This is a genomic window from Streptomyces sp. NPDC002446, assembly GCF_053595675.1.
The window spans coordinates 1-20303 of record NZ_JBSFYC010000101.1; the positions used below are offsets into that span (position 1 = coordinate 1).

The 20303-nt window shown below is 69.9% G+C and carries 18 protein-coding genes and 3 tRNA genes; 12 read left to right on the plus strand and 9 right to left on the minus strand.

Features of this window, described 5'->3' with window-relative positions; translation table 11 throughout:
* The first annotated feature begins 277 nt into the window (after positions 1 to 277).
* Complete coding sequence (locus tag ACWD6P_RS33980) at positions 278 to 511, plus strand: DUF6274 family protein (protein WP_451448059.1); 234 nt, start codon at positions 278 to 280, stop codon at positions 509 to 511.
* A gap of 531 nt (positions 512 to 1042) precedes the next feature.
* On the opposite strand, the gene bldC is transcribed toward ACWD6P_RS33980, so the two are convergent.
* Both bldC and ACWD6P_RS33990 read right to left on the minus strand, forming a co-directional pair.
* Positions 1043 to 1249 carry a developmental transcriptional regulator BldC gene (gene bldC / locus ACWD6P_RS33985; protein ID WP_003949541.1) on the minus strand — a complete coding sequence of 69 codons (207 nt, stop codon included), beginning with the start codon at positions 1247 to 1249 and terminating at the stop codon, positions 1043 to 1045.
* Between the two features lie 511 nt (positions 1250 to 1760).
* Entirely contained in the window at positions 1761 to 2597 is an 837-nt protein-coding gene (locus ACWD6P_RS33990; protein ID WP_451448060.1) for a hypothetical protein, read from the minus strand.
* Positions 2598 to 2798: 201 nt separating this feature from the next.
* Here ACWD6P_RS33990 and ACWD6P_RS33995 point away from each other — a divergent pair, with 201 nt between their 5' ends.
* Both ACWD6P_RS33995 and ACWD6P_RS34000 read left to right on the plus strand, forming a co-directional pair.
* Positions 2799 to 3917 carry a Leu/Phe/Val dehydrogenase gene (locus ACWD6P_RS33995; RefSeq protein WP_451448061.1) on the plus strand — a complete coding sequence of 373 codons (1119 nt, stop codon included), beginning with the start codon at positions 2799 to 2801 and terminating at the stop codon, positions 3915 to 3917.
* A 331-nt stretch (positions 3918 to 4248) separates the two neighbouring features.
* Complete coding sequence (locus ACWD6P_RS34000) at positions 4249 to 4497, plus strand: DUF3073 domain-containing protein (protein WP_451448062.1); 249 nt, start codon at positions 4249 to 4251, stop codon at positions 4495 to 4497.
* A 160-nt stretch (positions 4498 to 4657) separates the two neighbouring features.
* Here ACWD6P_RS34000 and purM read toward each other — a convergent pair whose 3' ends face one another.
* Together purM and purF are read right to left on the minus strand one after the other, a co-directional pair.
* Positions 4658 to 5722: a phosphoribosylformylglycinamidine cyclo-ligase gene (purM, locus tag ACWD6P_RS34005; protein ID WP_451448063.1), complete on the minus strand. Its 1065-nt coding sequence runs from the start codon at positions 5720 to 5722 to the stop codon at positions 4658 to 4660.
* Positions 5723 to 5756: 34 nt separating this feature from the next.
* Complete coding sequence (gene purF / locus ACWD6P_RS34010; protein ID WP_451448064.1) at positions 5757 to 7316, minus strand: amidophosphoribosyltransferase; 1560 nt, start codon at positions 7314 to 7316, stop codon at positions 5757 to 5759.
* A 634-nt stretch (positions 7317 to 7950) separates the two neighbouring features.
* On the opposite strand from purF, the gene ACWD6P_RS34015 reads away from it, so the two are divergent.
* Positions 7951 to 9327: a sulfatase family protein gene (locus ACWD6P_RS34015; protein WP_451448074.1), complete on the plus strand. Its 1377-nt coding sequence runs from the start codon at positions 7951 to 7953 to the stop codon at positions 9325 to 9327.
* Positions 9328 to 9430: 103 nt separating this feature from the next.
* Here ACWD6P_RS34015 and ACWD6P_RS34020 read toward each other — a convergent pair whose 3' ends face one another.
* From ACWD6P_RS34020 to purS, 4 genes are all read right to left on the minus strand, one after another.
* A complete protein-coding gene (locus ACWD6P_RS34020) occupies positions 9431 to 10225 on the minus strand; it encodes a sterol carrier family protein (RefSeq protein WP_451448065.1) in 795 nt (264 codons plus the stop codon).
* 107 nt (positions 10226 to 10332) lie between these two features.
* Entirely contained in the window at positions 10333 to 12600 is a 2268-nt protein-coding gene (gene purL, locus ACWD6P_RS34025; protein WP_451448066.1) for a phosphoribosylformylglycinamidine synthase subunit PurL, read from the minus strand.
* Complete coding sequence (gene purQ, locus ACWD6P_RS34030) at positions 12597 to 13277, minus strand: phosphoribosylformylglycinamidine synthase subunit PurQ (RefSeq protein WP_451448067.1); 681 nt, start codon at positions 13275 to 13277, stop codon at positions 12597 to 12599. Before purQ ends, purL begins: the two co-directional genes overlap by 4 nt.
* Positions 13274 to 13537 (minus strand): phosphoribosylformylglycinamidine synthase subunit PurS, encoded by a 264-nt coding sequence (gene purS / locus ACWD6P_RS34035; protein WP_083106018.1) that lies wholly within the window; start codon positions 13535 to 13537, stop codon positions 13274 to 13276. The genes purQ and purS overlap by 4 nt, the downstream gene beginning before the upstream one ends.
* A gap of 300 nt (positions 13538 to 13837) precedes the next feature.
* On the opposite strand from purS, the gene ACWD6P_RS34040 reads away from it, so the two are divergent.
* The 8 genes from ACWD6P_RS34040 (at position 13838) to ACWD6P_RS34075 (ending at position 19131) form a co-directional block, all read left to right on the plus strand.
* Positions 13838 to 14158, plus strand: a complete 321-nt coding sequence (locus ACWD6P_RS34040; RefSeq protein ID WP_451448068.1) for a histone-like nucleoid-structuring protein Lsr2 — start codon at positions 13838 to 13840, stop codon at positions 14156 to 14158.
* A 119-nt stretch (positions 14159 to 14277) separates the two neighbouring features.
* Positions 14278 to 14349: transfer RNA gene (locus ACWD6P_RS34045), tRNA-Gly, on the plus strand.
* Between the two features lie 75 nt (positions 14350 to 14424).
* Positions 14425 to 14497: transfer RNA gene (locus tag ACWD6P_RS34050), tRNA-Gly, on the plus strand.
* Between the two features lie 745 nt (positions 14498 to 15242).
* Positions 15243 to 16271, plus strand: a complete 1029-nt coding sequence (locus ACWD6P_RS34055; RefSeq protein ID WP_451448069.1) for an ABC transporter ATP-binding protein — start codon at positions 15243 to 15245, stop codon at positions 16269 to 16271.
* Complete coding sequence (locus tag ACWD6P_RS34060; protein ID WP_451448070.1) at positions 16271 to 17086, plus strand: ABC transporter permease; 816 nt, start codon at positions 16271 to 16273, stop codon at positions 17084 to 17086. Before ACWD6P_RS34055 ends, ACWD6P_RS34060 begins: the two co-directional genes overlap by 1 nt.
* A 2-nt stretch (positions 17087 to 17088) precedes the next feature.
* Positions 17089 to 18390 carry a sensor histidine kinase gene (locus ACWD6P_RS34065; RefSeq protein ID WP_451448071.1) on the plus strand — a complete coding sequence of 434 codons (1302 nt, stop codon included), beginning with the start codon at positions 17089 to 17091 and terminating at the stop codon, positions 18388 to 18390.
* Entirely contained in the window at positions 18387 to 19004 is a 618-nt protein-coding gene (locus ACWD6P_RS34070; protein ID WP_451448072.1) for a response regulator, read from the plus strand. Before ACWD6P_RS34065 ends, ACWD6P_RS34070 begins: the two co-directional genes overlap by 4 nt.
* Positions 19005 to 19058: 54 nt before the next feature.
* A tRNA-Gly gene (locus ACWD6P_RS34075) sits at positions 19059 to 19131 on the plus strand.
* Between the two features lie 54 nt (positions 19132 to 19185).
* Here the strand turns inward: ACWD6P_RS34075 and ACWD6P_RS34080 are convergent.
* Positions 19186 to 20085 (minus strand): phosphoribosylaminoimidazolesuccinocarboxamide synthase, encoded by a 900-nt coding sequence (locus ACWD6P_RS34080; RefSeq protein ID WP_451448073.1) that lies wholly within the window; start codon positions 20083 to 20085, stop codon positions 19186 to 19188.
* Between the last annotated feature and the right edge of the window lie 218 nt (positions 20086 to 20303).

Below are 20303 nucleotides of genomic sequence, written 5' to 3' on the forward strand. Positions count from 1 at the left end.
TCCCACCCCCCCCCGGGAGGGGGCGGGCCGGAGGGGCAGGGTGTCCGGACGTAAAGCGAAGCAGTCCGGACACCCTGCCCCGGAGGACCGCCACCGGCAGCCGAAAACGCCCCGCGCAGCGGCAACGCCCGCCGCAGGCGCAACGGCGACAAACCCCCACGGCGGGACAGCCGAAAACGTGCGGCCCAGGCCAAGCGCAGCGGAGCGGCCATATTGACGCCCGCCACCGTCCCCGGTACTCACATGGAAAGGCGTGGGGGCCTGGGAGGGATGCGCGATGACGACTGCGGTACGGCACGAGACCAGGGCGCTGCTGCGGGCACATCTGTCAGCGGCCAGCGGCTACCGGCACCTGACGCGGCACTGCCCCATCTGCCACCAGTTGCTGCGGCTCGCCATGGAGCCGCACACGGCCCGCTCCGGGCCCCCGGTGGTCGCGTCCGCCCCGGCCCCGTCTCCGGGCGCCGACGAGCCGGAGGCGGCCGAGGACGAAAGTCCCGCGGCCCGGTGACCAAGGACGCCTGCGCCACCGCCCGCGCGGTGGCAGGCTGTTGAGTGGTGCCGGAGAAAGTTCACTACCTCAGTGGATGTACCGGCTTCAAGCGACGCGTCATGTGATGGGTGTCACCGAACAAGTTTGACGGGATGCGGAACTTACACCCTCCCTACAACGGGTCAATTTAATATGTGCAATTGCACCACCCTCGAACGGGTCCAAAAGGAGACCGGAGGGTCCGCACGGAAAGGCCTTCAGAGGCCCCCCGAGGGCCCCCTGTGCGCCGTCATGGGCGACGTCGGCGCCACGCCGGCCCGACCGCTCTGACGGGCCACGGAGCGGCCGTACACAAAAAGATCGCGCTGGACCCGGCGGAGTCCAGCGCGATCGATGACGTACCCAGATGGAGCGGGTGTGGGGCCCGTTGGGGCAGGCGCCGCGTCGTATGGAGCTGTGTGGAGCGTGGTTGGAACAGGTCCAGCCAAGTGGTGCGAAGTAGGCATTTTCGGGTTGGGGGCCCCGAAAACAACCTGGTTATGCGGTTATTCAGGCCTCGCTGCGCTGCTGCGGGATGCCCGCGAGCAGTGCGCGGACCTCAGCCTCGCGGTAACGCCGGTGTCCTCCGAGCGTGCGGATGGACGTGAGCTTGCCTGCCTTGGCCCAACGGGTGACCGTCTTCGGGTCCACGCGGAACATCGTGGCAACCTCGGCAGGGGTCAGCAGCGGCTCGGCGTCAGGGGTGCGAGCGGTCATGAGCGGCCTCCTCGGGAGAACCGAACCATCACGGTTCTTTCCTCTAAATTCTGCACCTTGACCCGCGTTGCCCGAAATGGCGGACGCGGGCCGAGTCGGTTATAGGACGAACGGCTTGTCCTCGGCACTACAACTACACCATCTGTCCAGCCACGTCGGCCAAACCGATGGAATTGCCCTCTCAGGTGTTCAACCTCGGCGGATGCCGATGGACCATGCCATAGCGGACAGTCACACGGCCGTGACGATCAGTCACAGCGTGATCAGTCGCCACAGACCCCTCAAGGACCGCAATACCGATCTATCCGCCCTTAGTTGGACGGAAGGAGCCCAGGTCGGGCTCCTTGTCCTATTTTGGCACGAGGGTGCGCCTTGCTAGCAAGACCCGAAGTCAGTGCTTTAGGTCACGCTTGAGGCAATCGCCCGGTTAAGGACCTACGTCCCTTACCGCCCAACCACCGAAAAGCGAACACGGCACTTCCGTACCGCGAACCTTCGGCATCATCGGCCCTCAGCTGGAGAACTGACGTTCGCGCACCGCGCTCCACCGCTGAGAAAGCTTCTCGTACGCGGCACCGGCCCGCTCGCCGTCCCCCTCGCGCAGCGCCGCCAGTCCCTCCGCCACCTCGGCGGCGGATCGGTCCTCGGCGAGCTGCCCTTCGGGCACCGCGTGCACCAGCCCTCCGTAATCCAGCTCCACGAGCGAACGCGGATGGAATTCCTCGAGCCAGCGCCCCACATCTACCAGGCCGTCGATCAGCGGCCCCTCTTCCAGCGCATCCCGCAGCGTACGCAGCCCGCGCGCGATCCGGCGCCTGGCCTGGACCATCGGCGTCCGGTAACGCAGCACAGGCGCCTGGTCACTCTTCGTGTACTCGCGCTCGCCGTCGTCGAAGAGCACGAACCAGCGGACCGGAATGTGCCAGGCCGCCCCGCGGATCCAGGGCCGGGCGTCCGGATTGCGCTCCCGCCACTGCTCGTAGTCGGTGGCCGCCTGCCGGCGCACCACCGGGGGCAGCGCCGCGTCCAGCACCGACGCCGGCAGCAGCTCCTCCAGGCCCTCCAGGGCCTGCCAGCCGCGCAGCCGGGTGCGCCAAGGGCAGATGCAGGTCACCTCGTTGACCACGGCGACGAACGCGTCCGCGCTCTCGTGCACCGGCACCGGCACCGGCGGGGTCGGCAGCAGATCGGCCAGCGCCCGGCGCTGCTCGTCCTGGGCGGTGGGGGTGTCCTCCCGTTTGGCATAGCGCGCCCAGTAGGAGCGCTCCGGCTCGGGGAACGCTGCCAGCGGTTCGTAGACCCGTAGATATGCCATGTACGGGACCTTCACCGACGACGCCACGGCCACGCCCGCTCCTCCAAAGGGAAGTCCACTGCCGGGAGACGCGCTCGAGGGGCCCCCGGCCGGCCTGCGATACGACCAGATCGTCCCACGTCCGTCCCCCGGGAGAGGGTGATCCTCAGCACCTGACCGATCAACCGACCCCGCAGGTCTTACGCTCATTTCAACCGGCCCTCCCCACCCGTAGGAGGGCGTCCATCGCGACTTATGGGAGTCACCACCGTGACTGACGTACGTCCGGCCTCCGCCGGCATCGACGGCGGCGTACTGCACACCCTGTTCCGGACGGAGCAGGGGGGCCATGAGCAGGTCGTTCTCTGCCAGGACCGCGCCAGCGGCCTGAAGGCAGTGATCGCCATCCACAGCACCGCCCTGGGGCCCGCCCTCGGCGGCACCCGCTTCCATGCCTACGCCTCCGAGGAGGAGGCCGTACTGGATGCCCTGAATCTGTCGCGCGGTATGTCCTACAAGAACGCCCTCGCCGGGCTGGACCACGGCGGCGGCAAGGCCGTGATCATCGGTGACCCCGACCTGATCAAGACCGATGAACTCCTGCTCGCCTACGGCCGGTTCGTGGCCTCCCTCGGGGGCCGCTATGTGACCGCGTGCGACGTCGGCACGTACGTGGCCGACATGGATGTGGTCGCCCGTACGAACAAGTGGACCACCGGCCGCTCCCCGGAGAACGGCGGCGCCGGCGACTCCTCCGTCCTGACCGCCTACGGCGTCTTCCAGGGCATGCGCGCAGCCGCCCAGCACGCCTGGGGCGACCCGACGCTGCGCGGCCGCAAGGTCGGCATCGCGGGCGTCGGCAAGGTGGGGCACCTCCTCGTCGAGCACCTCCTCAAGGACGGTGCCGAGGTCGTGATCACGGACGTACGGGCCGCGTCGGTGGACCGGGTGCTGGCCGATCACCCGCAGGTCACCGTGGTGGCGGACACCGAGGCGCTGATCCGCACCGAGGGCCTGGACGTGTACGCGCCGTGTGCGCTGGGCGGCGCGCTGAGCGACGAGTCGGTGCCGGTGCTGACCGCGAAGGTGGTGTGCGGCGCGGCCAACAACCAGCTCGCGCACCCGGGCGTCGAGAAGGACCTGTCCGACCGCGGCATCCTCTACGCACCCGATTACGTCGTGAACGCCGGCGGCGTCATCCAGGTGGCCGACGAGCTGCACGGCTTTGACTTCGACCGCTGCAAGGCCAAGGCGGCGAAGATCTTCGACACCACTCTGGCGATATTCGCTCGTGCGAAGGCCGACGGCATTCCGCCCGCGGCGGCGGCCGACCGGATCGCCGAGCAGCGCATGGCGGAGGCGCGGCACGCCTGACCGATCACTTCCGACCAGCGAAACCATTCGGCCTCGTCGGCCGGAAACACAGCCTTGCGCGGCCCGCCACGGGCGGTCGGGGAGACATCCCTCACCACCCGTCGGCGGGTCGCCGTACGGGACAGGTTAAAATCGCAGTTGACCAGCGGGGACGGGGCACCTTGCAGGTCATGCCGAGCGGCGGGTGATGCGGGCGACGTACCGTATGGCCGCGGAAGCAGGTACCGTTAAAGCCCTACGGGCCGGTCTCTCTGTCGAGAGCCCGCTCTGATCCATGAACGCGTGTCAAGACTCTGGGGCCATCGGGCCCCGTCATTGAGGGGGTCGACCCATGGGGCGCGGCCGGGCCAAGGCCAAGCAGACAAAGGTCGCCCGCCAGCTGAAGTACAGCAGCGGTGGGACGGATCTCTCACGACTGGCCGACGAGCTGGGTGCAACGCAGTCGAACCAGCAGCCTCCGAACGGAGAGCCGTTCGAGGATGACGAGGACGACCCGTACGCACGGTACGCAGAGCTGTACAACAACGATGACGAGGATGAGGACGAGGGCGACTCGTCCCAGCAGCGTCGTCGCGCCTGACGTGTAGTGCGCTCACGGCACCCATAACAACATCACGGACCCGGTCCTGGGCATCGCCCGGACCGGGTTCTGTGCTGCCCGGATGACCACTGGTGAGGGTTCCTCCCCTGGCCCGCTCGGGACCAGGGGAAAGGCCAGCCCACTCGGCTCGCGGCCGCATCTACCGGGCGTACGACCCGGTCAGCGTCACGGCCTCCGCGTGGTCACCGCGTTCGACGATCTCGCCGCTGACCCAGGCGTCCACACCGCGGTCGGCGAGCGTGGTCAGGGCGGCCTCCACCGACTCCTGCGGGACGACCGCGATCATGCCGACGCCCATGTTCAGCGTCTTCTCCAGCTCCAGGCGCTCGACCGAGCCGGCCTTGCCGACCAGGTCGAAGACCGCACCCGGCGTCCAGGTGGCGCGGTCGACGGTGGCGTGCAGGCCGTCCGGGATCACCCGGGCGAGGTTGTTGGCCAGTCCGCCGCCGGTGATGTGCGAGAAGGCGTGTACCTCGGTCGTACGGGTCAGCGCCAGGCAGTCCAGCGAGTAGATCTTGGTGGGCTCCAGGAGCTCCTCGCCGAGCGTGCGGCCGAACTCCGCGACCTCCTGGTCCAGGGCCATGCCGGCCCGGTCGAACAGCACGTGCCGGACCAGCGAGTACCCGTTGGAGTGAAGTCCGGAGGACGCCATCGCGATCACCGCGTCGCCCGTTCGGATGCGATCCGCGCCCAGCACCCGGTCGGCCTCGACGACGCCCGTACCGGCGCCCGCGACATCGAACTCGTCCGCGCCCAGCAGCCCCGGGTGCTCCGCGGTCTCGCCGCCGACCAGCGCGCAGCCGGCCAGCACACAGCCCTCGGCGATGCCCTTGACGATCGCGGCGACCCGCTCGGGGTAGACCTTGCCGACGCAGATGTAGTCGGTCATGAACAGCGGCTCGGCGCCGCAGACGACCAGGTCGTCGACGACCATGCCGACGAGGTCGTGACCGATGCTGTCGTAGACGCCCATCTTCCGGGCGATGTCGACCTTCGTGCCGACTCCGTCGGTGGCCGAGGCCAGCAGCGGGCGCTCGTAGCGCTTGAGGGCGGACGCGTCGAAGAGGCCGGCGAAGCCGCCGAGCCCGCCGACGACCTCGGGGCGGGTGGCCTTCTTCACCCACTCCTTCATCAGGTCCACGGCGCGGTCGCCGGCTTCGATGTCGACGCCCGCGCTCGCGTAGCTGGCACCTGTCTCAGACATGGCGGAGAACTTTCGTGTCGTGTGTGTACGAGCTCTACGGGCGACGCAGCGCGTCGGCGCCGCCGACCCCGGCAGTGAGCGTCTGGACGCCGTCCACGTCGGACTTCGTCGGGGCCGCGGTCTCCGACTCCAGGAGGTGCTTGCCCAGCAGCTCCGGGTCGGGCAGCTCCATCGGGTACTCGCCGTCGAAGCAGGCGCGGCACAGGTTCGGCTTGGCGATGGTGGTCGCCTCGATCATGCCGTCGATGGAGATGTACGCGAGCGAATCGGCGCCCAGCGACTTGCCGATCTCCTCGACGCTCAGACCGTTGGCGATCAGCTCCGCGCGGGTGGCGAAGTCGATGCCGAAGAAGCACGGCCACTTGATCGGCGGGGAGGAGATCCGGATGTGGACCTCGGCGGCGCCGGCCTCGCGGAGCATCCGCACCAGCGCGCGCTGGGTGTTGCCGCGGACGATCGAGTCGTCGACGACCACCAGGCGCTTGCCGCGGATGACTTCCTTGAGCGGGTTGAGCTTGAGGCGGATGCCGAGCTGGCGGATGGTCTGCGAGGGCTGGATGAAGGTCCGGCCGACGTAGGAGTTCTTGACCAGGCCGGATCCGTACGGAATGCCGCTGGCCTCGGCGTACCCGACGGCGGCGGGGGTGCCGGACTCCGGGGTCGCTATCACCAGGTCGGCATCGGCCGGGGCCTCGGCGGCCAGCTTGCGGCCCATCTCCACCCGGGAGAGGTACACATTGCGGCCGGCGATGTCGGTGTCCGGGCGGGCCAGGTAGACGTACTCGAAGACACAGCCCTTGGGACGGGCCTCGGCGAAGCGGCTGCTGCGCAGGCCGTCCTCGTCGATGGCGACCAGCTCGCCGGGCTCGATCTCGCGGATGAAGCTGGCGCCGCAGATATCGAGGGCGGCGGTCTCCGAGGCGACCACCCAGCCGCGCTCCAGGCGGCCGAGGACCAGCGGGCGGATGCCCTGCGGGTCGCGGGCGGCGTAGAGCGTGTGCTCGTCCATGAAGCAGAGCGAGAAGGCGCCCCTGACCTTGGGCAGGACGCGCGGGGCGGCCTCCTCGACGGTCAGCGGCTTGCCGTCCTCGTCGACCTGGCCGGCCAGCAGGGCCGTCACCAGGTCGGTGTCGTTAGTGGCCGCGACCTGGGTCGCCCGGCCGCCCTCGCGGGGCAGCGCGGCCACCATCTCCGCCAGCTCGGCGGTGTTGACGAGGTTGCCGTTGTGGCCGAGCGCGATCGAGCCGTGCGCGGTGGCACGGAACGTCGGCTGGGCGTTCTCCCACACCGAGGCACCGGTGGTGGAGTAGCGGGCATGACCCACGGCGATATGCCCCTGGAGGGAGCCGAGGGAAGTCTCGTCGAAGACCTGGGAGACCAGGCCCATGTCCTTGAAAACGAGGATCTGGGAGCCGTTGCTCACTGCGATGCCCGCGGACTCCTGTCCACGGTGCTGCAGCGCGTACAGCCCGAAATAGGTGAGTTTGGCGACCTCTTCACCCGGAGCCCAGACACCGAAGACGCCGCAAGCGTCCTGGGGGCCCTTCTCGCCGGGGAGCAGGTCGTGGTTGAGTCGTCCGTCACCACGTGGCACGCCCCCGAGTCTAGGGCAGGTCGCGCATTCATCCGAACCGGGGATGGGCGCGCATCTGGAGGAGTGCATGAACGGCGCGTTAAGCATGCTTGACGTGACCACGACCGCGCGGACAGGATTTCTGCCCATGCAGACCCCGCAGCCCTTGGCGCGCCTGGCCAGTCGCCGGGTACACCGCCGCACCGAGCCTCTCGTGCGGCGCCGCCATGTCGACCTCGGCCGCATCGCCGGCGACCTCTGTCGCTGAGCACCGGCGCGGTTGCCGCGGGTAACGGCACCTCCGCCCGCACTGCCACGGCACCCGCTCTGAGCTGCGCCTTCCCGCGCTTTTAGGCAGTCGCCCCGCATGACGGGATTTCCTCGTATGAGGCATATGCCGCATACGCACCCCAGTACAGCCGTGTGAGATTCACGACGCCCCCGCCCTCCGCCGTCCCCGGGGAGCCGACGCGCCGCATCACGGCCCCTCACGATCCCCTGGAGAGCCGAACCGATGTCCTCCGTCGACCCCGCACACCCTTCAGTGCCCGAAAAGTCCGAAAAGCCAGATGGGTCCGAGATCTCCGCCTTCTCCGGCGGCCCGGTGCCGGAGTCCGCGCTGTCCCGGCGGGCCTTCGGCGGGCTGGCCGGCGGTATGGGCGCGGCGGCCGCCGTGGGCGGGCTGAGCGCCGTGGCGGGGGCGCCCGCCGCCGCTGCCGCCGAGCCGCCGCGGCCCCGTGAGCGCGCCTTCCGCGCCGCCCCCGGACGGCGCTCGCGGCGCCCCAACATCCTCTTCATCCTGGGCGACGACCTGGGCTGGGCCGACCTCTCCTCGTACGGCTCCCCCCATATCCGCACACCCCACCTGGACCGCCTCGCACGCCAGGGCGTCCGCTTCACCCAGGCCTACGCCGGCTCCGCGACCTGCTCGCCCACCCGCTTCAGCCTCTACACGGGCCGCTATCCAGGCCGTACGGAGGGCGGACTGGCCGAACCGATCGCCGACCGGAGCGTGGGACTCGACCCGCGCCACCCCACCCTCGCCTCGCTGCTGCGCACCGCCGGCTACGACACCGCCCTGATCGGCAAGTGGCACTGCGGCTACCTGCCGGACTACAGCCCCACCAAGTCGGGCTGGGAGACCTTCTTCGGGAACTTCGGCGGGGCGCTGGAGTACTACTCGAAGCGGGGACTGGCCGGGGAGTACGACCTCTACGAGGGCGACGCCGAGTACAAGGACCTGCGCTACTACACACGGATCCTCACCGAGCGGGCCGTCGAGTACGTCGAGCGCGAGCACTCCGCGCCCTGGCTGCTGAACCTCAACTTCACCACCCCCCACTGGCCGTGGATCGCGGACGGCGACGAGGAGGAGAGCGCGAAGATCGTCCGCAGGATCGAGGCGGGCGAGCCGGGCGCCCTGTGGCACAAGGACGGCGGCTCGCTGGAGAAGTACCGGGAGATGGTCGAGGACCTGGACCGCTCGGTCGGCGAGGTGCTGGCCGCCCTGCGGCGCTCCGGCCAGGAGGAGGACACCCTGGTGTTCTTCGCGAGCGACAACGGCGGCGAGCGCTGGTCGTACAACTGGCCGCTGTCCGGCAACAAGGCGTCGCTCCAGGAGGGCGGCATCCGGGTGCCGACCATCGTGCGCTGGCCCGCCCGGCTCGGCGCCGGACAGGTCAGCCATGAGCCGGTGTTCACCCCGGACTGGACGGCCACCCTGCTGGAGATCGCCGGCGCCCGGCCGGACCGCGGGCACCCGCTGGACGGTACGAGCCTCGCGGGCTACCTGCTGCGCGGCGAGCGGCTCGCCGACCGCGATCTGTTCTGGCGGGTGCGCGGCGAGCGGGCGCTGCGCCGCGGCGACTGGAAGTACTACCGGGGCAGGAGCGGCCGGGACCAGCTCTTCCAGGTGGCGGACGATCCCCGCGAACAGGCCGACAAGGCGGCCGCCGAGCCGCGGCTGCTGGCGCGGCTGCGGGCGGCGTGGGAGGCGGTGGACGCGACGCTGCTGCCCTATCCGAAGGGCTGAGGCCGGGGCGGGGCGGGGCGGCGAGGCGCGCGGCCGGACGGCGAGGCGCGCGCCGGACGGCGAGGCGCGCGCCCGTTGCCCGGCCGCCCCGGCTCAGCTCAGCTCAGCTCATCACCGGCAGGTACCCGCCGATGTCGGCCCGCTCGCCGCTCGCGCTGACGCGCGCCGCGGCCAGCTCGTCGGCCCAGGTCGTACGGCCGGTGGCCAGGCGGATCCAGGTGAGCGGGTCGGTCTCGACGACGTTCGGCGGGGTGCCGCGGGTGTGCCGGGGCCCCTCGACGCACTGGACGACGGCGAACGGCGGCACCCGGACCTCCACCGAGCCGCCGGGCGCCTTGACGGCCAGCGCATCGGCCAGCAGCCGGGTGGTGGTGGCCAGGGCCTGGCGGTCGTAGGGGATCTTCGCGCCGGTCGCCGCGGCCAGGTCGTCGGTGTGGACGACGAGTTCGACGCAGCGGGTGACCAGGAAGTCGGCCAGCCGCATCGGGCCCACCCGGGTGGGCAGCGGCCGGTCCACGACGGCCGGCGGGACGGCCTCGGCGAATTGCTCGGCAATGCGGGCGAGCAGCTCCACGGGCTCATCGGCGTCGACGGCCCGGGTGTCGACATCGATCCCGGAGGCGAGCGGCGCGGTGGCGAACGGCCAGTCCAGCAAGGCGGTCTCGGCCTGCGCCGGGGCCGGCTGCCCGAGGCTGCGCGCCACACTGCCGATCGCCATGGCCAGATGCCCCACCAGCTCCCGCACCGTCCAGTCACCGAGCCGGGTCGGCAGCGCGAACTGCTCGGGGCTCAACTCCCCTACGGCCGTACACACATGGGCGAACTGCGCACCGACGGCGGCGCGCGTCTTGGCAAGGTCGTAGCTGCGGGTGCGGGACGTACCGCGGGCGGGAGACATGCGGCCGAGGCTACTGGGGGACGGGGGTGGCCCGCCCGGAGTTATCCCGGAGATATGCGGGGACCGCGGCCCGCGCCCGGTGGGCGAGCCGCGGTCCCCTCGGCCTATCAGGCGATCAGGCCCGCAATGGTGCCCTCGTGCGCCTGCCGGAGCTCGCTCAGCGGGATGCTGAACTGCCCCTGGACGTCGATCTGCGCGGTGCCGTCGATCTCCGCGCCGTCGATCACACCGATCCGGGTGGCCGGCAGCCCCCGCGCACCGCACATGTCGGTGAAGCGGAGCTCCTCGCTGCGCGGGACGGCGACGATCGCCCGGCCCGCCGACTCGGAGAACAGCAGGACGAAGGGGTCCAGCCCGTCGGGCACGACCAGGCGGGCGCCCTTGCCGCCCCGCAGACACGACTCCACCAGCGCCTGGATCAGCCCGCCGTCGGAGAGGTCGTGCGCCGCGTCGACCATGCCGTCGCGCGAGGCCGAGATCAGGATCTCCGCCAGCAGCTCCTCACGGGCCAGGTCGACCTTCGGCGGGAGCCCGCCGAGGTGGTCGTGCATCACCTGCGACCAGGCCGAGCCGCCCAGCTCCTCCCGGGTGTCACCCAGCAGGTAGATCAGGTGGCCCTCGTCCGCGAACGCGATCGGGGTGCGGCGGTTCACGTCGTCGATGACGCCGAGCACGGCGACCACGGGCGTCGGGTGGATCGCCACGTCGCCGGTCTGGTTGTACAGCGAGACGTTGCCGCCGGTGACCGGCGTGCCCAGGGTCTGGCAGGCGTCGGCGAGACCGCGGGTGGCCTCGGCGAACTGCCACATCACCGCCGGGTCCTCGGGCGAACCGAAGTTCAGGCAGTCGGAGACCGCCAGCGGCTTGGCCCCGGACGCGGCGACATTGCGGTACGCCTCGGCCAGCGCCAGCTGGGCACCCGCGTACGGGTCGAGCTTGGCGTACCGGCCGTTGCCGTCGGTGGCCACCGCCACGCCGAGGTTCGAGTCCTCGTCGATCCGCACCATGCCGGAGTCCTCCGGCTGCGCGAGCACGGTGTTGCCCTGGACGAAACGGTCGTACTGGTCGGTGATCCACGCCTTGGAGGCCTGGTTCGGCGAGCCCACCAGCTTCAGGATCTGCGCCCGCAGCTCCTCGGCGTTCGCCGGCCGCGCCAGCTTTGCCGCGTCGTCCGCCTGGAGGGCATCCTGCCACTCCGGGCGCTCGAAGGGCCGGTGGTAGGTCGGCCCCTCGTGGGCGACGGAGCGCGGCGGTACGTCCACGATCTGCTCGCCGTGCCAGAAGATCTCCAGCTGGGAGCCGTCCGTCACCTCACCGATGACGGTCGCGATGACGTCCCACTTCTCGCAGATCTCCAGGAAGCGCTCGACGTTGCCGGGCTCGACGATCGCGCACATCCGCTCCTGCGACTCGCTCATGAGGATCTCCTCGGGCGAGAGCGAGGAGTCGCGCAGCGGCACGGTGTCCAGCTCGACGCGCATCCCGCCGGAGCCGGCCGAGGCCAGCTCGCTGGTGGCGCAGGACAGCCCGGCGCCGCCGAGGTCCTGGATGCCGGTGACCAGCTTCTCCTTGAAGATCTCCAGGGTGCACTCGATGAGGAGCTTCTCCTGGAAGGGGTCACCGACCTGGACGGCGGGCCGCTTGGCCGGCTTGCTGTCGTCGAAGGTCTCCGAGGCCAGTACGGACACGCCGCCGATGCCGTCGCCGCCGGTACGGGCCCCGTACAGGATGACCTTGTTGCCGGCTCCGGACGCCTTCGCCAGGTGGATGTCCTCATGCTTCATCACACCCACGCAGAGCGCGTTGACCAGCGGGTTTCCCTGGTAGCAGGGGTCGAAGACGACCTCGCCGCCGATGTTGGGCAGCCCCAGGCAGTTGCCGTAGCCGCCGATGCCGGCGACGACGCCCGGCAGGACGCGCTTGGTGTCAGGGTGGTCCGCGGCGCCGAAGCGCAGCGGGTCCATCACGGCGACCGGCCGGGCGCCCATCGCGAGGATGTCGCGCACGATGCCGCCGACGCCGGTGGCCGCGCCCTGGTAGGGCTCGATGTACGAGGGGTGGTTGTGCGACTCGACCTTGAAGGTGACCGCGTAGCCCTGGCCGACGTCGACGACGCCCGCGTTCTCGCCGATCCCGACGAGCATTGCGTCGTTCTCGGGAGCCTTCTCCCCGAACTGCTTCAGATGGACCTTGCTGCTCTTGTAGGAGCAGTGCTCGGACCACATGACGGAGTACATGGCGAGCTCGGCGCCGGTGGGCCGGCGGCCGAGGATCTCCCGGATGCGCGCGTACTCGTCCTGCTTCAGGCCGAGTTCGGCCCACGGCTGGTCGACGTCCGGCGTCTCGGCGGCGTGCTTGACCGTGTCCAGCGTCATGCGTTGACCAACTTCTTCAGGATCGAGGTGAAGAATCCGAGGCCGTCGGTACGACCCGTACCGATCAGCGGCTCGACGGCGTGCTCGGGGTGCGGCATCAGGCCGACGACGTTGCCCGCCGCGTTGGTGATGCCGGCGATGTCACGGAGCGAACCGTTCGGGTTGCCGTCGAGGTAGCGGAAGGCCACCCGGCCCTCGGCCTCCAGCTCGTCGAGGACCCGCTCGTCGGCGACGTACCGGCCGTCGATGTTCTTCAGCGGTACGGAGATCTCCTGGCCGGCCGCGTAGTCGGTGGTCCAGGCGGTGTCCGCGTTCTCCACCCGCAGCTTCTGGTCGCGGCAGATGAAGTGCAGATGGTTGTTGCGCAGCATGGCGCCGGGCAGCAGGTGGGTCTCGGTGAGCACCTGGAAGCCGTTGCAGATGCCGAGGACCGGCATACCGGCCCTGGCCTGCTCGATAACGGTCTCCATCACCGGCGAGAAACGGGAGATGGCCCCGGCCCGCAGGTAGTCGCCGTAGGAGAAGCCGCCGGGCAGCACCACGGCGTCGACCTGCTTGAGGTCCTTGTCACGGTGCCACAGCGGCACCGCTTCGGCACCGGCCACCCGGACCGCGCGCTGGGTGTCGCGGTCGTCGAGCGTGCCGGGGAAGGTGATGACTCCGATACGAGCGGTCATGACCCGGCCTCGGCTGGCTCATCGACCCGAACGGTGAAGTCTTCGATGACGGTGTTGGCGAGGAAGGTCTCGGCCATCTCATGGATGCGAGCGAGGGCGGCGTCGTCGACCGGACCCTCCACCTCAAGTTCGAAACGCTTGCCCTGACGGACGTCGGCGATCCCCTCGAAACCCAGGCGTGGCAGTGCGCGCTGCACCGCCTGCCCCTGCGGGTCGAGGATCTCCGGCTTGAGCATGACGTCGACTACGACGCGTGCCACTGGCACTCCCGGTGGTGTGGTGCGTAAGGCGGTGTCATCACAGTACCGCGTTCGAAAATCTACGCGCATAGATATGCAGGGGGCCCGATCACGGGCCGGTATCGGCGGTAGTAGCCCCCTGGAAAAATCCTCGAAAAGATCCGGAGTCTGGATTGCGGGAAGACACGCTGACAAAATTAACTGGGCTTCACAATGCAATGCCCATCGCTGTACAAATGAAAAAGCATTGATCCCAATCAGCCGGATCCGGAGCATCACCCCATGTCAGCAAGGGGTTGCTCCACGAAAGGACCGATATCCGTGGCGCAGCGCGTAGTAGTGACGCTCTCCGATGACATCGACGGAGGAGAAGCCGCAGAGACGGTCGCCTTCGGATTGGACGGGAAGTCGTACGAGATCGACCTCAATCCCGCCAATGCGAAGAAACTGCGCGGCGCACTCGCCCCGTTCGTCGAGGCCGGCCGCAAGCGGGCCAAGTCCGGCAAGGCCTACCACCGGACCGCGGTGACCCCCGACCCCGCGGCCGTCCGCGCCTGGGCCCGCTCGAACCAGATGGACGTCCCGCCGCGCGGCCGGATCCCGAAGAAGGTCTACGAGGCCTTCAACGCCGCCAACCGCTAGCCGACTTGCCGACGTCCCGAGGGGCGGGCACAGCCGACTTGCACAGCACCCCTACTGATCAGCTAGAGTCTGGAGCACGCCGAGGGGCGAGGCCGAAAGGCCGGACCTCACGGAGTCACGCGGGTGTAGCTCAGTAGTAGAGCGCCCCCTTTCCAAGGGGGAGGCGCAGTGTGCAATCCCTGTCACCCGCTCTGACAGTCTCGACCCATCTATTCGATCAGGTAGAGTAGCTGTCGCGCCGCTCGGTGAAAGCCGAGTGGATGCCTGCGGACGTAGCTCAGTTGGTAGAGCGCAACCTTGCCAAGGTTGAGGTCGCGAGTTCGAGCCTCGTCGTCCGCTCAGAAAGAAAAGGCCCCGGTCATCGCGACCGGGGCCTTTTGCGTCGGCTCCGGGACGGACCGGGCATGGGGCGCCTAATTCGGTTTCCGGCGGAGCGTGCCGTACATCGTCGACGCAGCGGTGGCGTACGGGTCGCCGGGAGATGTGAGACGGCTCACTTTCACTGCCGCCGCGAAAGGTGTCGTGGGCATCGGCATCGACGGCGGCAGGGGGGTGGGTGACCGGAGCCGGGGCCGGGGCCGGGCAAGGCAGGGCAGGGCAGGCCAGGGCCAGGCACCAAAGGGGGCGGGCGGCTCCGCCCACCTGTCATCGGCGGGGTTTTCCGGAGCTGCGGAACAATTCCGGCGGGCATCGCTTCACGGTCCGGGCCGGGTGTTCGCCCGGACGATGCCGTACGCCGCGAGCGCCGCCTCCCACGCGGCCTTTACCCCGCACTTCCACTGAATCGAACAAGCGCATTCGTTCGACGGTATTCGGTGGGAGCGGAGGCCTCTGCGTGCGTCGTCTGCGCGCGTCATCTGCGTCATCTGTGTCAGATGCATCATGTGCGTGCCGGAACGGACGGCGGGCGGCAAAGGAAGCCGCCGACGGACCGCCGAGCCGTGCGGCAGGCCGGGCCGGGAACGCGCAGGGGGCGGGGGGGATGGTGTCGATCTCGATGCGATCCCGGTCAACTGACATTTGTCACCTATAGCGATGACACCGTTCACCGCCTCGCACGCCGATCACGCGGGAGCGTTGAGGCATGAACACCGGGGATTACGGCGAGACCGAGAGCGTGATCGAGGCCGGCGGGCTGCGGCGGCGGTACGGACCGTCGGGCAGCGGCCGCGGCGGAGGCAAGGACAACGGAAAGAGCCGCGGAGAGCAAGGGTACGAGGCCGTGCGGGGCGTCGACTTCTCCGTCGGCCGCGGGGAGTTGTTCGCGCTGCTGGGAACCAACGGTGCGGGCAAGACCTCGACCCTCGAACTGCTGGAGGGGCTGGCCGCGCCGAGCGGCGGGCAGGTGCGGGTGCTGGGCCACGACCCGTACAAGGAGCGGACCAAGGTGCGCCCGCGGATCGGGGTGATGCTCCAAGAGGGCGGCTTTCCCTCGGAGTTGACGCCCGCCGAGACCATACGGATGTGGGCCGGCTGCACCAGCGGGGCACGGCCGGTGGACGAGGCACTGGGGCTCGTCGGCCTGACGGGCCGCAAGGACGTACGGGTCAAGCAGCTCTCCGGCGGGGAACGGCGGCGGCTGGACCTGGCGCTGGCGCTGCTGGGGCGGCCGGAAGTGCTGTTCCTGGACGAACCGACGACCGGTCTGGACGCCGAAGCGCGGCGCGAGACCTGGGAGTTGGTGCGCGAGCTGCGCGACAGCGGGACGACGGTGCTGCTGACCACGCACTACCTCGAAGAGGCCGAGGAGCTGGCGGACCGGCTGGCGATCATGCACGCCGGGCGAATAGCCACCTCGGGGCGGGTCAGCGAGGTGGTGGCCGCGCACCCGTCCCGGATCTCCTTCGAACTGCCGGACGGCTTCCTGGTCGACGATCTGCCGCCGCTGACGGAACTGGGGATCACCGGGCACGAGCAGAGGGGGCGCACGGTACAGCTGCGGACCGGTGAACTGCAGCGGGCCGCGACCGGGTTGCTGGTCTGGGCCCGGGACAAGGGGATCGAACTACGCGGGCTGGATGTGCGGGCGGCGTCGCTGGAAGAGGCGTATCTGCAGATCGCGAGCGGCATCGAGAGCGGGAACGGAACGGACGAGAGGGCCGGGGACAAGTGATGAGTGCTGTCGGCACTGAGGTGGGGGCCCGCGCGGGAGCGGGCGGCGCGACGAGCGTGGCGGGGCGACTGCTCGCGCTGGCACGGGCGGAGCTGACGCTGCTGGGGCGCAGCAAGCTCATGATCTATTCGGGGGTGTTCGCTCCGCTGCTGATCAGCTATTCCATGAAGGCGTTCTTCGGCAAGCAGCTGGACCCGCAGGAAACCGGGATGTCCATGGGAGCGCTGCTGCTGCCCGCCTGCATCGGCATGGCTCTGCTCATGGCCGTCTACAACAACCTCGTGGGCGTGTATGTGGCCCGGCGCGAGGACCTGGTGCTCAAGCGGCTGCGGACCGGTGAGCTCGCCGACTGGGAAATACTCGTCGGCGCGGCGCTGCCGGCTGTGCTGATCATGCTGGCCCAGTGCGTGCTCTATGTCGTCGGCGGCGGCCTGGCACTGCACGTGGGGATGCCCAAGGCTCCGCATCTGGTTGTGGCGGGCGTCGTGATCGGTGTGGTGACGCTGGCGGGGCTGGCCGCGCTCACCGCACGCGTTTCCAAGTCAGCGGAGGCCGCGCAGCTGACGCCGACCCCGCTGTTCATGGTGTCGTTGGTGGGTTCCGGAATGTTCTTCCCCCTGACGTCGCTGCCGGACCGCTTCGCCCAGGTGCTCGAACTGCTGCCGCTGTCGCCCGTGATGGGGCTGCTGCGGGCCGGATGGACCGGCGGAGCCGACCCGGGCGAGACGGTGAAGCTGCTGGTCATCGGGTTGGTGTGGTCCGGTATCGCGGTGTTTGCTGGGCTGCGGTGGTTCCGCTGGGAGCCTCGGCGGTAGACATGTACGGCGATGAGGGCGGGGAGCGCGTGATCGGGCGGGTCCGGCGGAGCTGGCGGGGGCGGAACACCCCCACCTGGATCGACACCTACTCGCGATGGACGGTGCTTGCCCAGCCATGGCTGTGCCTGCTCTTCGCCTCGCTGATGCTGGTGATCCCGGAACACCTCACGGCCATGCAGCTCAGCTTGGTCCGCACGGTCCTCGTACTGTCCACCCTGCAGGCGATCGTGTTCATCCCGCTGGGAAACCGGGCCCTGGACAAGTATCTGGGGAAAGGTCCCGCGCCATGGGGCCTGATGGCCGTCTCGGCAGTGCTGGCCACCGCCACGGTGGTCGTGCTGCTCATGATCGCTGCGTTCCTCGACACGTCTTCCAAGTCCGCGAGCAGTCTGGGCACGCTGGCGGGCGGGGTGACGGTATGCACCGTGATGTCGAGCGGCGCCGCGCTCAGCCTGCTCGTCCGCAAGCGGATCTTCCTGGGCGGATTCGCCGGTTGCGGGGCGACGCTGTTCGTCGCGGGCGGCACACTGAGCGGCGCATGGCCGAACTGGGGCCTCTTGGCGGTCCTGGTGCTTGTCATGGGGCCGGTGTGCACCTCCGTCGGGCGGACCGTCGGCTGGTTCCTCGCCGTGATGTGGCGGCTGGAAGCAGCCCGCGAGGTGCAGGCCCGCCTTGCGGTCGCGGAGGAGCGGTTGCGGTTCGGGCGGGACCTGCATGACGTGCTGGGGCGGAATCTGGCGGTGATCTCGCTGAAGAGCGAGCTGGCCGTGCAGCTGGCGCGGCGGGGGCGGGACGAAGCCGTGGACCAGATGGTGGAGGTGCAGCGGATAGCGCAGGAGTCGCAGCGGGAGGTGCGGGAGGTGGTGCGCGGCTATCGGGAGGCCGACCTGCAGGTGGAGCTGGCGGGGGCGCGTTCCATATTGCAGGCGGCCGGGGTGGACTGCCGGATCGAGGGGGACGGCGGCTCGGGGCTGCCCACCGCGGTGCAGTCGGCGCTCGGCTGGGTCACTCGGGAGGGCACCACCAACGTCCTGCGGCATGCACCGGACGCCGGGTGCTGTGTGATCCGGACCCGGGTGGCGGCCGGGCGGGCGGTGCTGGTGATGGAGAACGACGGGGTACGGGACGGCGGTCCGGGCTCGGACACGACCAGCGGGGGCAGCGGCCTGAAGGGGCTGCGTGAACGGCTCGCGCCGCTGGACGGCACGTTGGAGGCGGAGCGGCTGTCGGACGGCTCGTACCGGCTGACGGCGCAGCTTCCGATACCGGCCGCAGACACACAGGAAAGCGGGGCGGTATGAACGGGACACCGATACGGGTGCTGCTGGCCGACGACGAGCATCTGATCCGGGGCGCGCTGGCCGCGCTGCTCTCACTGGAAGACGATCTGCTGGTGGTGGCCGAGGCGGCGTCGGGGCCGGAGGCGCTGGCGATGGCGCGGGCGCACCGGCCGGATATGGCGGTACTGGATCTGCAGATGCCGGGGGCGGACGGTGTGGCGGTGGCCACATCTCTGCGGGATGAGGTGCCCGGGTGCCAGACGATGATCGTGACGAGCCATGGGCGGCCGGGGCATCTGAAACGGGCGCTGGAGGCGGGCGTACGGGGGTTCGTTCCGAAGACGGTGTCGGCGCAGCGGCTGGCGGAGATCATTCGCACCGTCCATGCCGGAAACCGTTATGTGGACCCCGAGTTGGCAGCGGATGCGATCAGCGCCGGGGATTCACCGCTGACGGTCCGGGAGGCGGAGGTGCTGGAATTGGCCGAGGCCGGGGCGCCGGTCACGGAGATCGCGGAGCGGGCGTCGCTGTCGCCGGGAACGGTGCGGAACTACCTCTCGTCGGCGACCGCGAAGCTGGGTGCGGAGAATCGTCATGCCGCGGCACGTCTCGCACGCGAGCGAGGTTGGCTATAGTGGACCCCGCAACGCGCGGTGGCGACTGATTCCGGAAGCCGTGACGCGGAGCATGCGGACGTAGCTCAGTTGGTAGAGCGCAACCTTGCCAAGGTTGAGGTCGCGAGTTCGAGCCTCGTCGTCCGCTCAAGGTGAGGAAAGGACCCCGGTCGGTGACCGGGGTCCTTTTCGTTGTGCGCCGTTACGACCAGCTGAGTCCGGTGAGGCGCTCGTAGGCCTCGAGGTACTTGGCGCGGGTGCGCTCGACGACCTCGTCCGGGAGGGCCGGCGGCGGCAGCTCGCCCGTACGGTCCCAGTCCGCGGCGGGGGAGGTCAGCCAGTCGCGGACGAACTGCTTGTCGAAGGACGGCTGGGCGTGGCCCGGCTCCCACTGGTCGGCGGGCCAGAAGCGCGAGGAGTCGGGGGTGAGGACCTCGTCGGCGAGGGTCAGCCGCTCACCGTCGAAGCCGAACTCGAACTTGGTGTCCGCCAGGATGAGGCCGCGCTCGCGGGCGATGTCCCGGGCCCGGCCGTAGATGGCGAGGGTGGCCTGCCGCAGCTGCGTGGCGACCTCGGCGCCGATCTGGCGGGCGACCTCCTCGTAGGAGACGTTCTCGTCGTGGTCGCCGACGGCGGCCTTGGTGGCCGGGGTGAAGATCGGCGCGGGGAGTTCGGAGCCGTCGGTGAGGCCTTCGGGGAGGGCCAGGCCGCAGACCGTACGGGACTGGCGGTACTCGGCGAGGCCGGAGCCGGTGAGGTAGCCGCGGGCCACGCACTCGACGGGGACCATCCGCAGCGACTTGCAGACCAGGGTGCGGCCCGCCCAGTCGGCGGGGGCGCCGGCCGGGAGGTCGGTGGAGAGGACGTGATGGGGCGCGAGGTCGGAGAGCTGGTCGAACCACCACAGGGACAGCTGGGTGAGGACGCGGCCCTTGTCCGGGATCTCGGTGGGCAGCACCCAGTCGTAGGCGGAGATGCGGTCGCTGGCGACCATGATCAAATCGCCGGCGGCGTTCTGGTAGAGGTCGCGCACCTTGCCGGTGTGGAGATGGGTGAGCCCCGGAACCTCCACAGGCTCAGGCTTTTCTACAAAACCGGACACGCTTCCTCCGCGTAGGTTGATCCAGGAGTGGAGTCGCTCCGATTCTCCCGCATGGGGTGCGGGGGGCGCTTCGCGGGTCCGCGCCCTTTCGCTGCGCTTTGCCGCGGCCGACGTTTTCGGCTGTCCCGCCGTGGGGGTTTGTCGCCGTTGCGCCTGCGGCGGGCGGTGCCGCTGCGCGGGGCTGTTCGGCTGCCGGTGACGGTCCTCCGGGGCCTGGT

Coding starts and splice junctions, on each gene's coding strand:
- purL (WP_451448066.1), bottom strand. CDS start 12,600: ATGACGCTGGACACGGTCAAGCACGCCGCCGAGACGCCGGACGTCGAC.
- purM (WP_451448063.1), bottom strand. CDS start 5,722: ATGTCTGAGACAGGTGCCAGCTACGCGAGCGCGGGCGTCGACATCGAA.
- ACWD6P_RS34065 (WP_451448071.1), top strand. CDS start 17,089: ATGTACGGCGATGAGGGCGGGGAGCGCGTGATCGGGCGGGTCCGGCGG.
- ACWD6P_RS33995 (WP_451448061.1), top strand. CDS start 2,799: ATGGGAGTCACCACCGTGACTGACGTACGTCCGGCCTCCGCCGGCATC.
- ACWD6P_RS34000 (WP_451448062.1), top strand. CDS start 4,249: ATGGGGCGCGGCCGGGCCAAGGCCAAGCAGACAAAGGTCGCCCGCCAG.
- ACWD6P_RS34015 (WP_451448074.1), top strand. CDS start 7,951: ATGGGCGCGGCGGCCGCCGTGGGCGGGCTGAGCGCCGTGGCGGGGGCG.
- ACWD6P_RS34020 (WP_451448065.1), bottom strand. CDS start 10,225: ATGTCTCCCGCCCGCGGTACGTCCCGCACCCGCAGCTACGACCTTGCC.
- ACWD6P_RS34060 (WP_451448070.1), top strand. CDS start 16,271: ATGAGTGCTGTCGGCACTGAGGTGGGGGCCCGCGCGGGAGCGGGCGGC.
- ACWD6P_RS33980 (WP_451448059.1), top strand. CDS start 278: ATGACGACTGCGGTACGGCACGAGACCAGGGCGCTGCTGCGGGCACAT.
- ACWD6P_RS34070 (WP_451448072.1), top strand. CDS start 18,387: ATGAACGGGACACCGATACGGGTGCTGCTGGCCGACGACGAGCATCTG.
- bldC (WP_003949541.1), bottom strand. CDS start 1,249: ATGACCGCTCGCACCCCTGACGCCGAGCCGCTGCTGACCCCTGCCGAG.
- ACWD6P_RS34055 (WP_451448069.1), top strand. CDS start 15,243: ATGAACACCGGGGATTACGGCGAGACCGAGAGCGTGATCGAGGCCGGC.
- purQ (WP_451448067.1), bottom strand. CDS start 13,277: ATGACCGCTCGTATCGGAGTCATCACCTTCCCCGGCACGCTCGACGAC.